This window comes from Microcoleus sp. PH2017_05_CCC_O_A (assembly GCF_020738785.1).
Lineage (GTDB): Bacteria > Cyanobacteriota > Cyanobacteriia > Cyanobacteriales > Microcoleaceae > Microcoleus.
The window spans coordinates 1-13,215 of the sequence record NZ_JAEQCB010000087.1; the positions used below are offsets into that span (position 1 = coordinate 1).

General features: G+C 46.6%; 14 protein-coding genes. 3 read left to right on the plus strand and 11 right to left on the minus strand.

Going from position 1 to position 13,215, the window contains the following annotated elements:
* Positions 1-242 precede the first annotated feature (242 nt).
* The 8 genes from JGK20_RS20675 to JGK20_RS20710 form a co-directional block, all read right to left on the minus strand.
* Positions 243-713 (minus strand): hypothetical protein, encoded by a 471-nt coding sequence (locus tag JGK20_RS20675; RefSeq protein ID WP_293181495.1) that lies wholly within the window; start codon positions 711-713, stop codon positions 243-245.
* Positions 688-1,893 (minus strand): sulfite exporter TauE/SafE family protein, encoded by a 1,206-nt coding sequence (locus tag JGK20_RS20680; RefSeq protein WP_293192816.1) that lies wholly within the window; start codon positions 1,891-1,893, stop codon positions 688-690. Before JGK20_RS20680 ends, JGK20_RS20675 begins: the two co-directional genes overlap by 26 nt.
* Positions 1,894-2,060: 167 nt before the next feature.
* Positions 2,061-2,426: a hypothetical protein gene (locus tag JGK20_RS20685; protein WP_325315190.1), complete on the minus strand. Its 366-nt coding sequence runs from the start codon at positions 2,424-2,426 to the stop codon at positions 2,061-2,063.
* 30 nt (positions 2,427-2,456) lie between these two features.
* A complete protein-coding gene (locus JGK20_RS20690; protein ID WP_293213956.1) occupies positions 2,457-3,704 on the minus strand; it encodes a transposase in 1,248 nt (415 codons plus the stop codon).
* A 156-nt stretch (positions 3,705-3,860) separates the two neighbouring features.
* Entirely contained in the window at positions 3,861-4,127 is a 267-nt protein-coding gene (locus JGK20_RS20695) for a hypothetical protein (RefSeq protein ID WP_293213954.1), read from the minus strand.
* Between the two features lie 259 nt (positions 4,128-4,386).
* A complete protein-coding gene (locus tag JGK20_RS20700; protein WP_293181483.1) occupies positions 4,387-5,448 on the minus strand; it encodes an LOG family protein in 1,062 nt (353 codons plus the stop codon).
* Positions 5,449-5,636: 188 nt separating this feature from the next.
* The gene (trxA, locus tag JGK20_RS20705) at positions 5,637-5,960 is read right to left on the minus strand and encodes a thioredoxin (protein ID WP_006631199.1); all 324 of its coding nucleotides are present in this window, start codon (positions 5,958-5,960) and stop codon (positions 5,637-5,639) included.
* A 575-nt stretch (positions 5,961-6,535) separates the two neighbouring features.
* Positions 6,536-7,699 carry a GuaB3 family IMP dehydrogenase-related protein gene (locus tag JGK20_RS20710; RefSeq protein WP_293192814.1) on the minus strand — a complete coding sequence of 388 codons (1,164 nt, stop codon included), beginning with the start codon at positions 7,697-7,699 and terminating at the stop codon, positions 6,536-6,538.
* Positions 7,700-7,811: 112 nt separating this feature from the next.
* Between JGK20_RS20710 and JGK20_RS20715 the strand changes: the two genes are divergently transcribed.
* The gene (locus tag JGK20_RS20715) at positions 7,812-9,023 is read left to right on the plus strand and encodes a lipid-A-disaccharide synthase-related protein (protein ID WP_293192812.1); all 1,212 of its coding nucleotides are present in this window, start codon (positions 7,812-7,814) and stop codon (positions 9,021-9,023) included.
* 456 nt (positions 9,024-9,479) lie between these two features.
* On the opposite strand, the gene JGK20_RS20720 is transcribed toward JGK20_RS20715, so the two are convergent.
* Positions 9,480-9,746, minus strand: a complete 267-nt coding sequence (locus JGK20_RS20720; RefSeq protein ID WP_293181474.1) for a hypothetical protein — start codon at positions 9,744-9,746, stop codon at positions 9,480-9,482.
* A 225-nt stretch (positions 9,747-9,971) separates the two neighbouring features.
* Here JGK20_RS20720 and JGK20_RS20725 point away from each other — a divergent pair, with 225 nt between their 5' ends.
* Positions 9,972-10,511, plus strand: a complete 540-nt coding sequence (locus JGK20_RS20725; protein ID WP_293181471.1) for a hypothetical protein — start codon at positions 9,972-9,974, stop codon at positions 10,509-10,511.
* Positions 10,512-10,521: 10 nt separating this feature from the next.
* Here JGK20_RS20725 and JGK20_RS20730 read toward each other — a convergent pair whose 3' ends face one another.
* Together JGK20_RS20730 and JGK20_RS20735 are read right to left on the minus strand one after the other, a co-directional pair.
* Positions 10,522-11,325, minus strand: coding sequence for a circadian clock KaiB family protein (locus JGK20_RS20730; protein WP_293231986.1), 804 nt, complete (start codon positions 11,323-11,325; stop codon positions 10,522-10,524).
* Positions 11,326-11,498: 173 nt separating this feature from the next.
* Positions 11,499-12,533, minus strand: a complete 1,035-nt coding sequence (locus JGK20_RS20735) for a type IV pilus twitching motility protein PilT (protein ID WP_293181465.1) — start codon at positions 12,531-12,533, stop codon at positions 11,499-11,501.
* Between JGK20_RS20735 and JGK20_RS20740 the strand changes: the two genes are divergently transcribed.
* Positions 12,523-12,834, plus strand: a complete 312-nt coding sequence (locus JGK20_RS20740; protein WP_293181462.1) for a hypothetical protein — start codon at positions 12,523-12,525, stop codon at positions 12,832-12,834. The two genes, JGK20_RS20735 and JGK20_RS20740, sit on opposite strands and share 11 nt — an antisense overlap.
* The last annotated feature ends 381 nt before the right edge of the window (positions 12,835-13,215 follow it).

The window sequence follows — 13,215 nt, forward strand, 5'->3', positions numbered from 1 at the left end:
GTGCATTTGGCTTTTGGTATTTTAAAGTCCCAAAAGCCTTTCGATCCAACTTATTTACTTGCTACCCCTTGACAGATCAAGACAGTATCTACAATATTGATGGTTTTTAGGGGATAGGATATTAGCGAACGGTGACTGTATGACTGAGTTGGGTGGGCGGGTTTTTGAGATTGTTTGTTTTTGGCGGTTATTTCGGTGAACCCGCCCCTACAATATTGATGTTTGTTGAGGGGAATATTATATTATCTAACTGTGACTGTATAACTGAGTTGAAAGGGTTTAAATTTAGCTGCGGCTTTGGGTTTTCCGCTGAGTTTTAACTCGTAGATTCCTGCCTTGGGAAATACAATTTCTGCTCCGGGAATGCCTTGGTAGCGCTCGACAGATACGGCTTTTAAAGGCGGTTCAATCAGCGGTTTATCCCCCTGTTTGTGATTTTTTGGATAAACCGCTAGCTGGCAGTTGCACTGCTCTAAGGGGATAATTTGACCGCCCCTGCGAGTCAGTGCAAACCACACTTTTGCAGTTTCTCCGGCGCGGGGATTGTGGTTTGGTTCGAGGTGAAAGGTAGCGGCGACATCTCCCGAGATTTCGACTTCGTGGGCGATCGCAGTTGTGTTTAGCTGCGGTATGGGAAATATTCCGGCTTGTACTAGCAATCCCAAGAAGACTAACAATCCTAAACTTTTACTTTTCTTTGACAGGTGCAACATAGAAATTATCCAGTGATAAAATTGACCAAAATAAGCGCGATCGCACTAACAAAACTAACACCGCAACCGCGGCTAAGACGGCTGTCACCAGTCGATCGTACAACTTCCATTCAAAACCGCCGAGATAGTGGGAGCCGATGAGGGCTGCGTGAAGGGCGCACAGCAAAAAAGCGGGTACTGTTAGCAAATGAATTTGCCGCCACCGCTTCCCTAAATAATTTTGAAGCCGATCGCAACTTGTCACCGCTGCGGGTATCATCAACAGCAGTCCCAGCATTCCCAATGCCATCCCTAATTGATGCTGCGGCAGCATAAAAGATACAGCGTCAAAATTCCATTGCAGCGTATGATCTAGCATATGAAACGTGTGGGCAAGGGCGATCGCAAACCCTCCGACACCCAAAGCCCGACGGTAGCGCAACAGTGGCGGCAAAAACTTGCTGAGCGGACGCGCAATCAGTGCTAGCATCAAGCATATTAGGGCTGCGTGGCCTGTCAGATCGACCATTTCATCGGTTCGCAACAGAGTAATGATGCCGATCGCCAGTGTCACCCAACCACCTGCGCGAAACAGTTTACTGCGTTTGTGGGCGCTGAATCTGCCAGCAAAAAATCCCACTCCCAGCATAGTTGGCAAGGTACCCGCTCCAAAAGCAAACATCGTTGCCGCACCCAAAATTGGGTTTCCGGTTTCCGCTGCTTTGATTTGCGCTGCATACAGGAAACCGCAGGGAATTAAACCCCAAAGCAAACCCAAAGCCAATGGTATCCACCAGTTGTTTTGAGTTGAAATCTTGGTCATTGCACTGCTGATGCGATCGTGCTTCACTGGATGCAGCAATGGCAAACGCGGCAGCAAATCTGGTTTAATTTGTACCAATCCAAACCAAATTAGCATTGTACCGGTGATAATGGCGATCGCCCGCCGCCACCCGCTACCGATACCTGCCATTTGCCCGCCTGCAATCAATACCGAACCCACTCCGCCAATTGCAGCGCCAACTAAAGCATAAGCCACAATTCTTCCCACATTTAATAGCAGGTGAAAGCGGAAGGAAGCTAATTTATCTTTGTCGGTACTTGACAGGGAAAAAGCCACTGTCAGCGGGCCGCACATTCCGGCGCAGTGTCCGAAACTGCCGAGAAATCCTAAAGTTGCAATGAGCAGGATGTCTAGCATTTTGAGTCAGGGGATTTTAGATTTTAGATTTTACATTTTAGATTGGTTTTTACTGCTTATGTCATGTCTGGTCAATTACCCGCGATCTGGTTTGTAGTGAGGACTTTAGTCCTTGATTCCTAAGGACTAAAGTCCTCACTACAAACCCTTTTGATTGTGGTCAACTCTCAACTGTTTTGAATGCCGATCGCCAAAATCCCCAAAATTTTATCAACTTCATTCAAAAAATACTCTAATAAATCTATTTTAACTGATTGCCCTTCCAGTATCAAAAACTTCCAAATTTCTCCCGTTGTCACCACTCCATAAATCTTTGATACCTGATTTCCCTCGCGCTCATTAAACAGTTGCGCTGCATACATTTCGGCCACGCACTGACCCAACCCAGCATTAATATTTTCCTTTTTTGCCTCAACGATTAAAATCGCAGGTGCGCTTAGAATCAAAAGTTCTACCGATCGGCTAATCAGAAAATCGCAACTCCCGTTTAATCCCAAGTCGCTATCAACCGTAAAATCGACACCCGAAAACAAACTAATGCGATCGGGAAACAGTCTGGTGAACTACCCAACACCCATCTGAGCACAGATAGGGTGTAGGCTTCCCAATTCATTGGGGATTGCCTCGGTCTTCATGGCTTTTTTACGTCCTGATAACTTTGGTCTTACATCCCCTCCAAGGGCAGAAGAGCTAGTTCCTAACTCCAAAAGTCGCAAACCTTCATTTTTAATATTGATTGCAGCATTAATATCTCTATCATGCTGTTTCTGGCAGTGAGGACAATCTACAAACCTTACGCCCAATGAATCATAGCCTTTCTGTAGCATCGGGATTGGTAGTAGAGTCTCGCTACAAAGTTGAGAAGATGGGAAAAAACGTCCTATTTCTTGGTAGGTATGACCAAATTTCTCAGCTTTGTACTTGAGCATGGTTTGAAACATCCCCCATCCTTGGTCTGATATCGATTTTGCCAAGTTGGGATTTTTTACCATGTTCTTAACTGCCAAATCTTCTACACAAATAACTTGGTTTTCGTAGGCTATTTTGCGAGATAGCTTGTGTAGAAAGTCTTCACGAATTCTAGCTATTTTGCTAGAAACTTTGGCTAATATTCGTCTAGCTTTACGACGTTTATTAGAAGTTTTATCTGTCTTTTTAGCTAATTTTTTCTGTTTGCATTTTTTATTATTTTCTAGTTTGGCTAATTGCTTTTTAGGTAGGTCATATTTTGAGCCTTCGGAAGTTATAGCAAAGTGCTTCAATCCTAAGTCAACGCCGATAGCTTCCCTAATTGCAACTACCGGATTGTCATTTTGGTTAAAAAGAATAGATGCGTAGTACCTGCCGTCTGCATTTCTCGATATTGTTACAGTCGTGAATTTAGCATCAGGTAGTTGTTTGTGAAACACAGTTTTCATTAACCCCAGATTACCGGGAAACTTAATAACAGAATCCTCTGGCATCAGTTGGATATTTTGGGGATATTGAATTGATTGCTTACCATGTTTAGATTTAAAGTTAGGGAATTTAGCACGACCCTCAAAGAAATTGACAAACGCACTTGAAAGATTGAATGTTACTCGTTGTAAAACTTGGCTATAAGCTAGTCCCAACCATTCAAATTCTTTTTTTAGTCCCGGAAGCAACTTATCCATAGCTGCTTTAGAAAGCCCCTTGCCTGTTTCTTTGTACGCGGTGGTTGTTGCATTAAGCATATGATTCCACAACCATCTAGTATTGCCAAAACATTGAGCTAGATATGATTCTTGCTTGCCTGTAGGATAAATTCTCATCTTAACTGCTCTATACATGGTATCGACCTTACCGTGTTTACATATTCATAGTAACACATTTTTGATGATTGTTTCACCAAAAACAGAATATTTTGCTCGTTTCGTCGTCGTAGTCTTCCCGGTTTTCGCTGCGCTCAAATGTGGTCAGACTACACTCCTCAACTCACGCGCAATTCATCTCGACACTGACAAACGTACAGGTACAGTGTGAGCCTTCTTGCTGTTCGAGGTAAGTTCCAGCAAAATCGGCGCAATAATCATTTCTGAGCGCGATTTTTCCGTATTGCTCGCCAGAGCAAAAGGAACATTATAAGCTAAAGTTTCTGTTAAATAATTGCTGCATTGTAAATCAGGTACGGCCGAAAACAAATCTTGTCTGGGCGAAATCGTTAAATTTAAAGATTTTTTGACACTTGCCAAACTAAAATCGCTGTAAGCCATACCTTTTGCCCTTAATTTTTTACTTTCTTAGGACTTCTACCCCATCTGACTGACGCAAGCTACCCCGCGATCGAGGGTGCATCTTAATTTGGCAAGGGCGAAGCATTTCGGCACATAATTTATGAACCAGAACCAGAGATTGACTGCCGAAATGCTTCGCCCCTACGAATATATTTGCAAAAATCAGATGCACCCGCGATCGATCGACGGTTTGATTCGGGTACCATAACTGTCAACTGTCAACTGTCAACTGTTATAACTACTTTTGTTCTGGATGCGCCGCCGCCGGCGATGTCGCTCCCATTTGATTAATAGCAGCAATTAGCTGATAAAGCCGCCCCGCATCCCGCTGGTTGAAATGCAAAACTAGGCGCGGTAAAGCGAAGGTTTCATCTGTGGCTTCGGCGGGCAGAGCTTGACTTTTTTCAATTTTACCGTCTACCAAAATATCGCTAAAATTAGTATTTAGCCGATCGACATTCTCGTCAGAAAGTTGAGACTTCAAGCGAATTACCAGTTTTCCGTCCACGTAACGGCAGGAATGATAAACCAGATAAAAACTCGCGATCGCCTCACAAGCGACATTTATATCGTCTGTAATCGTGTACAGGCTGCGATCGTCCGCTGAAATCAAACCCCGACCCCGCAATTGTTTTTGTACAAAATAATTCCAATCGTGCCAATAATCGCCTCCGGGTCGATCGAGCAAAACCAAAGGGGCCGGCCCAAACTTGCCAGTTTGAGTCAAAGTCAGACACTCAAAAGCCTCATCCAGAGTGCCGAAACCGCCGGGAAACAAAGCCAAAGCATCGCTTTCCCGGAGAAAGAATAACTTGCGGGTGAAAAAATATTTAAAATTGAGCAACTTGGAGTCGCCCGCAATGACAGGATTAGAACTCTGCTCGAAAGGTAACTGAATGTTCAGCCCAAAAGAACGTTCCGCAGTCGCCCCCTCATTCCCTGCCTGCATAATCCCCCCACCGCCACCAGTAATCACCATAAATCCCTGCTGGGCGATCGCCCGTGCAAACTCTCTGGCTAGCAAATATTCCGCCGATGTCGGCGACACCCTCGCCGAACCAAAAATCACAATTTTGCGAACGTGGCGGTAAGGATAAAACATGGAAAAAGCTCTCTCCATATCTCGCAGGGACGCCGCCATAATCTTCCAATCGAGGCGATCGAGTTCCTCTCCAGCCATTTGCACGATCGTCGAGAGCGATCGTTCGATCCACTCAGAGTGCTTTAACATTGGCAGGCGATCGATTAAGTCGATCGCATCAGCTTGGAGGGACTCAAAACCTTGACCAGAAGGAATCATGAATTTTTCCGAAACGGTAACAATTTGTTGGTAGAAAAAATTAAGGGGCAAGCCAAATTTAGAAGCTAATAGCCACCAGCAAATAGCGCTGCTAGCAACTAATAACTTTTCCAGTAGCTTTACCCCGGTTTTGAAGATAGTTAGCTTTCGCGGCCCAAAAAAACAGCCCGAAACCTCTGGCAGTTTGGTTAAATGTACTTTTCCAGAGTGTTGGCCAGAGTAGTTTTCGGAACTGCCCCAACCACCATATCAACCCGCTGACCGCCCTTAAATATCATCAGCGTCGGAATGCTGCGGATACCGTATTGGCTTGCCACATTAGGATTCTCGTCGGTATTAACTTTTACTACCTTCACCTGCCCTTCATATTGCTGGGCAATTTCGTCTACGACGGGCGCCACCATCCGACAGGGCCCGCACCAGGGAGCCCAAAAATCCACTAGAACTGGAACTTCGCTATCGAGCACTTCCTGCTTAAAGGTAGAGTCGGTTACTTGCGCGGCTGCTGACATCCCTAGCCATCCTTGTAAATACTATTTCTCGGATAACAAGTTTAGCAAAAAGTGTCACCACTTGCGTCAGTCGATTTTACGATTTTAGATTTTAGATTTTAGATTTACTTGCAGCATTGAATCTGGGAGCGTGAACTTCGATCGAATATTTTGAGTTCTCCACTCCTGGCGCCCGGGGCTGGTATCCGTTTTTGGGTAGGGAGCGACGACTTTAAGAGAAGGCTTCAGAAGGAATTCGAGAAATGGAAGTTATAAAAAGGCATTCGGCCGCAAAAAATTCTCTGTAACTCCCCCTCCCCCTCTCCCCCTCTCCCCCTCTCCCCCTCTCTCCCTCCCCCACTCTCCGGATCGAACAGCCTTAACCCCGTACCAGTCAGTAAAGGGGAGCGCTTGGGGTCAAAAAGGAACCGCCCGAACAGTAGTCCGGGCGGAGTGTGGTGTGAGGAGTGAACGGAAACATGCGTCTCCGCTTCTTATATTGTGACACCTCCTTCTCGATAATTCCACAACATTCTGTAAATTTCGAGACGATCGCACAAATTTTGTCAAGGTATCCTGGTATTCGATCGGTAAATCTACTTGCCCATGCCCAACTGCTGAGCTTTTTGATAAACTTTACCCTCAGTCAGCAGAGAAGGAGCAATCACCACTTCCACTTGCTGCATCTCCTTAATATCCTTAGCGCCCAGAGTGCCCATGCTAGTTTTCAGAGCTCCGAGCAAGTTGTGCGTACCGTCATCGAGCAGGGCTGGGCCCCGCAAAATTTGCTCCACAGTCCCAGTAGTCCCCACGCGAATCCGAGTGCCTCGCGGCAAAACCGGGCTGGGAGTCGCCATCCCCCAGTGAAAGCCCCGGCCCGGAGCTTCGGCGGCCCTAGCAAAGGGCGAACCAATCATTACTCCATCGGCGCCGCAGGCAATGCACTTGCAGATATCGCCCCCGGTAATTAAACCGCCGTCAGCAATCACCGACACGTATTTGCCAGTTTCGCGATAGTAGTCGTCCCGGGCGGCGGCGCAGTCTGCTACCGCAGTTGCTTGGGGAACGCCGACACCCAATACCCCCCTAGATGTGCAAGCAGCCCCCGGCCCTATGCCCACGAGAATGCCTGCGGCACCAGTTTTCATTAAATTCAGGGCGACTTCGTAGGTGACGCAGTTGCCCAAAATTACGGGTATTGGCATCTCTTGACAGAATTGGGTCAAGTCCAAAGATGCGATCGACTCTGGGGAAAGAAAAGCAGTCGAGACTACAGTAGCCTGCACAAAAAATATATCGGCTCCCGCTGCGGCAACTGTTAAGCCGTATTTGCTCGCAGCGGCCGGTGTACCGCTGACGGCGGCAATCCCTCCTCCAGCTTTAATTTCTTTAATTCTGAGCTCGATTAATTCTGGCTTGATGGGTTCGGCATAGAGTTGCTGCATCAGGGACACAAATTCGTGGTTCCCAACAGAAGCGATGCGCTCTAAAATGGGTTGGGGGTCGGCATAGCGGGTTTGAATTCCTTCTAGGTTGAGCACGCCCATTGCTCCCAATTCCGACAGCAAAATAGCCATGCGGACATCGACTACTCCGTCCATGGCGCTGGCGATGATCGGGATTTCTCGATCGATCCCGCCAATCTGCCACTTAGTATCTGCCAAACTCGGATCGAGGGTACGCTGTCCCGGTACGAGCGCGATTTCATCTATGCCGTAAGCTCTGCGAGCGCTTTTGCCCCGCCCAATTTCAATATTCACGCTGTTTCACTTCCACAATGTATTTAAATTAGACTAACAAAAAGTTCGCCGACCTGTGGGTAACGATCGCGCGGCTGTGTTTAAAATAATCTCGTCACTAAATTCTGATTTTATGAAATCCAAGGAGATACTTTTCCTCAGCAACGGCCACGGGGAAGATGCGATTAACTGTCAAATTGTCAATGCTTTGAGAGCATCTGCGCCAGATATTCAGGTTTCAGCGATGCCCATTGTCGGTGACGGGGCTGCTTACAGTCGATCGACAGTACCAATTATCGGGCCCACCAGTCCCATGCCATCTGGGGGAGTTTTTTACATGAATCCCCTATTTTTCCTCAAAGATTTGAGGGCGGGGCTAATTCGTTTGACTTTGCAGCAAGTGAAAGCTGCTTCGGCGCATTCGCAGCAATGCGATTTGGTGGTAACGACTGGGGATATTGTCGCGGCGGGGTTCGCCCATGCCACAGGCCGCCCGTATATAATTTTTCTGTCGGCTCATTCTACTTATTATGAAGGGCTAGCCGATTTGGGTTTCCTCTTGAATTATTTGCTTTCGTCCGAGCAATGTCTGGCTATTTTCACTAGGGATGCTTTGACTGCTGCGGACTTAAACCAACAGGGTTTCGAGAAAGCCATATTTGTCGGCAATCCTGTCATGGACAACCTCAATGCTATAGGCAAAGATTTGCAGTTAAAGCCCGGAGTTCGGACGATCGCCCTTCTGCCCGGTTCGCGGCTCCCCGAAGCCAACGACAACCTAGTTTTGCTGCTAAAATTGGTCAAAGAAATTGCCGCCAACTCTACCTTACCAGTGCAGTTTCGAGCAGCCTTAGTTCCAAGTTTAATGCTGGAATTAGATAATATTGCAGCGCGCTCCGGATGGCTGCACCGAGAAGGAAAGTTAGTTTGTCAAGAAATCAAACAGCATGGTAGCGAAAAAGCAGCAACAGTTGAAGTAATTTGCTACTCAGATGCTTTCGCCGACATTTTGCAGCAGTCTAATTTAGTAATTGGGATGACCGGAACTGCGATCGAACAAGCCGTAGGCTTAGGAAAACCAGTAATTACCATCCCCGGTAACGGCCCGTCATTTACCTATCGGTTTGCCGAGGCTCAAAATCGGCTGTTAGGTGATTCAGTGCAAGTTATTGGCAAAGAACCAGCAAATCCTGAGATTATCAAAGAAGCTGCCGCTTCAGTCGATCGCACTTTGCAAGACAAAAAATATTTAGAGACTTGCGTAAAAAATGGCTTAGAAAGAATGGGGCGATCGGGCGGTAGCAGCCAAATTGCCGATCGCTTAACCAAATATCTTTCTGATTAATTGGAGTATACTGCTTAAACAATTGAGAGTTAGCAGTTGGCAGGAAAGCAGTTGACAGCGAGGTTTTAAACAGTTAATACTCAACGCCTGTAATTCTTAAAAAGCTAAATTTAGTTAGGAGAGGGATGGGCTTCTCGCATCCCCTGTTGTTATCAGAAAGAATTGGTTAAAAGCCCCAAGCCCGCTCAGGAGAAATTTTAAAAAGACGATTCATTACTCCAATCCTCTTCCTTCCAGGTAGAGGTCGCCCTCAACTGTCAACTGAAAAGTCTTGCCCAATGTTCGCAATTGAATCGATAGAGTTCATATTGCCAGCGTTCGTGAAACTCTGCTACAGAAATATGCAATGCTTGGTTGATGAGTTCCTTTTTCCGATATAATACAATACCGTTTACTTAACGCTTTTTAGGAATTTAATCTGACGATTTTCCTGGCAATACAAACATTTTTTGCAAGTCAGATTCTTCCTAAGTCAACCGTATTGCGATATAATATCCATTTGGCAGTTTGAAATCTATCCCAATCAATTTGCCAAATTGCTAATCTTGCCGTATCTTTTTGGCGATTGCTATGAATTGGTTCCCATGCGATAGATTCCCAATCGTTGAGTTGTACTGAGTAATGCAAGATATTGGGGTTGTGAATGTCGCGATGATAAAGTAATTTCCCGAAATCTGGATGATGGAAATTATTGTTGATTAAATTGTGAATATAATTTGACATGATTTTCTGATTTATTTGCTCTTACTATTATAGATATTTTTAAGTAAAGCACAGGCGATCGATGGCTAATGACTAATTACCAATTACCCACGATCGAATGTACCTCATGTTACTGAGAAAAGTGATAGTCATACCATTGGGGGATAATAACTCATCCGATTGGGTGAGGCGGAGTCGAGAGTTTGTGGCTGTATTATTAAATGGTTATTTTCAGGGAATCTATCGATGAAGTTGAAAGCTCTGTTCACTGGTTTAGTTGGTCTGACAGTTTTAGGAAGCGGTTTGTTGGCAGTGGAATCTGCGATCGCCCAACCAGCCTCTGTTTTTTGGCCGCTGATTGACGACATTCGCCGCCAATTGCCGAAAGGCTTGAAAATGCGACTGCCTGCCTCTATCCCCGCTACTCCGATACAGCTTTATCCTTTCATTGAGTCCGATGGTAAAGTATTTAAAGTTAATATCGGAATTAAGCCAGACTGCGCTAAATCTGCTAATGCTTCGTCTTGCACTGTCGGAGTATTCGCTGTGGTTTCACCCGCTAATTCTAAAAATTGGCCTGGGCAAGATAAGGATATTTCGCCAGTTAATTTGAGTGGTGGAATTCGTGGCTACTATTTAGCAAAAGGTGGTGGCAGAACTATTTCTTGGGAACAGGAAGGACTCAGATATGCCGTAGCGGTATCGGCGAGTGCAGTGTCTCAACAGCAGTTGCTGGATCTTGTTAATTCGATGGTGAGTCAACCGGCGATCGCCAGTATTCAATAATCGCACAAATCTAAAATTCTGAATTGCTCAACAATCTGACTATTTTTTGGGCATCGTTCAATTCGCCGACTATTCGCCGCACGGGTTTCGGCCAGATTTTAATTAAAGTGGGAGTTGCTGAAATCTGATCTGCTTCTGCTTGTTCGGGATGTTTTAACACATCGATTACTTTCAAAGTGTAGGGGCGATCGAGACATTGCCCTAGGAATTGGTATAAAGTTTTGAGGGTGCGTTCGGTGCTGGGGTTGCTCCCGGAAACAAACAGCCGCAAAACGTACCCTTGGGTTGGTGGCGGTGGGGTGAGTCCTGTTGGTTTGGTTCGCGGGAACAGCGGAGATTGCCGAAAGTGGGAGGGAGGCGCGATCGCAGAATTGTGAGAGTCCGATCGCCCAACGTCGATCGGATATCGTACAACTAAGTCGTGATTTTCCCAAAGTTCGGGGAATTGTTCGTGATAAGTGGCGATCGCCATTGGTTCGCAGATTTCGTCGCTGCGGGCTTCCCAAACCAAGTCGCCCGTGCCAAAAATGGCATTTAGCAGCGTTTGATGTCGCAGCACCGGGGGGTATGCCTCGGCTGCCACCCGCAACTGTCGATCGGTGCGATCGCGCCAGCAGTCAACGGTTGCCGTGTAGCAAGGTATCAGAAAATGGGGCGGTTCCGACAAACCGAGTATCTGCTGTAGGGCTACGCACAACTGCAAGTGCCACTGAGTTTGCTTGCGGGAGTCTATAGAATAGATTAAGTCTCCCCCTGGTGTAAACAGTGCAATGCCTTTGAAAAATTCTGGCAAAATCGGGCGATCGACTTTCATTGAAGTACCAATAGACTTGCATTGCATAAATCTTTGATTGATAGATAAACCGCAGATGCAACGCAGATCAACGCAGATCATTTCAAGACTTGAGAGCGATTTTTGCAATCTTTTGTAATAACAGTTAACTATTAATTAATAACAGTTAACTGTTAACACTTAACACTCGACCTTTAGACTCGACCTCGGAGCATCTGGGCCATTTCGTTCGGGAACGGTGAGTTTTCTACAGCCAGTTCTTCAGTAATTCTACCTTCTTGATAAAGGCCGTAGAGCGACTTATTCATCGTCGTCATGCCTTCATAAGTATCTTTGATCATGATTTGATTGATTTCCTCATTCTGCCCCTTCAGAATGTATTCCTTAACCACGTCGGTATTGATCATAACGTCGTGGAAAGCAGCCCGCTTGCCGTCTGTGGTTTTGCACAGCAGTTGAGCAATAATCGCCACTAGGGATTCGGAAATTGAAACCCGTATGGCCTCCTGTTCTTCCGCCCCGAACATATCCAGAATCCGGTTCAGGGTTTTAACTGCACTGTTGGTGTGCAGGGTTCCTGCAACTAAGTGACCTGTCTGAGAGGCTTTGAGGGCGATTTCCACCGTTTCTCTGTCCCGAATTTCTCCTACTAGCAGCATATCCGGGTCTTGCCGCAGAGCGCCTTTGAGAGCGCTCATAAACTTGAGGGTGTGTCTGCCCACTTCCCGGTGCTTGATCAAGGATTTTTTGCTTTCGTGTACGAATTCTACCGGGTCTTCGATCGTGATGATGTTGTAGGCTTTATTTTTGTTGATGTAGTCGATCATGGCGGCCAAGGTGGTCGATTTGCCAGAACCTGTGGGGCCCGTCACCAAAATCAGCCCTTTGTGGTAGCCACATATTTTCTTAAAGACTTGCGGCAGGTTCAATTCCTCCATTGTCAATATTTTGGCAGGAATTAGCCGCAGCACCATCGCCGGGCCGGCCAAGGAGTCCATGCAACTGATCCGAATGCGGACGAAGCCGAAATCGAAAGCGCCGTCAAAGTCTAGGGTTTTTTGGAAAATTTCAATTTCTTCATCGCTCATGCACTCGCGCAGCCAGCCAAAAAACGTATCTAAATCCGACGGTGGATAGCCGATGTCGGCTATCTCGCCCCGGTTTCGGAAGCGCGGGAATTCGTTGACTCCGAGGTGAAGATCGGATACTCCTTCTTCTTTGGCTCGCATTACCAACTCTTTCAAAGTCGGAATTTTGCTGTTGCTGGAATTTTTAGGTGTGGCGAAGGATTGGGGCGCGGGTGCCGGTGGCTGTGTGGCGGCGGGTGGTGGGGGTGCTGGTGCTGGTGGCGGTGCTGGTGGCATTCCTGCTGCTCTGGGAATGCCTGGAGCTGGAGGGCGGGGCAGCCCGGGCGGTGGGGGAGCTCCGGGTACGGGCGGACGAGGAGCTGGCGGATGCTGTTGTGTCATATGCGCTACTTTGAATTTGGTGAGAAGGCTGACTCGAACAGTTGACACTCAAGGCGCGTAAACGCACTGAGATTCTTTAGAAGGAGATATCCACCGTTGGACATTGCTCGAACCGCTACTCGTAGAGCCGCTTAGTCGAACTCTACCGCAGCGCGACAGGGGGTGCCAATTCCCACTATTCTCTCCGCTATTTCTAGCATTGAGGCTACTTTGATTTGTTGTGAGTGATTCACTCGCCCCAGAGTCTTTACTTGCAAAGGCTAGAGGTAGGGTATCATTGGATACCAGTTTAACCATTTCGGTTAAACGTCTTTTAACTACAACGTCCAATTGCTAGGAGTTTCACCTTACTTTAGAGGTCAACGTGTGTGTGTCTATTTTAACACACTTCCCACATATAAAGCCGTCCTGTAAGGCTTGCCCTGAGCTTGCCGAAGGAACG

Excerpts from the sequence above, each read along its gene's own strand:
- JGK20_RS20675 (WP_293181495.1), bottom strand. The coding sequence starts at position 713 with ATGTTGCACCTGTCAAAGAAAAGTAAAAGTTTAGGATTGTTAGTCTTC.
- JGK20_RS20680 (WP_293192816.1), bottom strand. The coding sequence starts at position 1,893 with ATGCTAGACATCCTGCTCATTGCAACTTTAGGATTTCTCGGCAGTTTC.
- JGK20_RS20690 (WP_293213956.1), bottom strand. The coding sequence starts at position 3,704 with ATGTATAGAGCAGTTAAGATGAGAATTTATCCTACAGGCAAGCAAGAA.
- JGK20_RS20695 (WP_293213954.1), bottom strand. The coding sequence starts at position 4,127 with ATGGCTTACAGCGATTTTAGTTTGGCAAGTGTCAAAAAATCTTTAAAT.
- JGK20_RS20700 (WP_293181483.1), bottom strand. The coding sequence starts at position 5,448 with ATGATTCCTTCTGGTCAAGGTTTTGAGTCCCTCCAAGCTGATGCGATC.
- trxA (WP_006631199.1), bottom strand. The coding sequence starts at position 5,960 with ATGTCAGCAGCCGCGCAAGTAACCGACTCTACCTTTAAGCAGGAAGTG.
- JGK20_RS20715 (WP_293192812.1), top strand. The coding sequence starts at position 7,812 with ATGAAATCCAAGGAGATACTTTTCCTCAGCAACGGCCACGGGGAAGAT.
- JGK20_RS20720 (WP_293181474.1), bottom strand. The coding sequence starts at position 9,746 with ATGTCAAATTATATTCACAATTTAATCAACAATAATTTCCATCATCCA.
- JGK20_RS20725 (WP_293181471.1), top strand. The coding sequence starts at position 9,972 with ATGAAGTTGAAAGCTCTGTTCACTGGTTTAGTTGGTCTGACAGTTTTA.
- JGK20_RS20730 (WP_293231986.1), bottom strand. The coding sequence starts at position 11,325 with ATGAAAGTCGATCGCCCGATTTTGCCAGAATTTTTCAAAGGCATTGCA.
- JGK20_RS20735 (WP_293181465.1), bottom strand. The coding sequence starts at position 12,533 with ATGCGAGCCAAAGAAGAAGGAGTATCCGATCTTCACCTCGGAGTCAAC.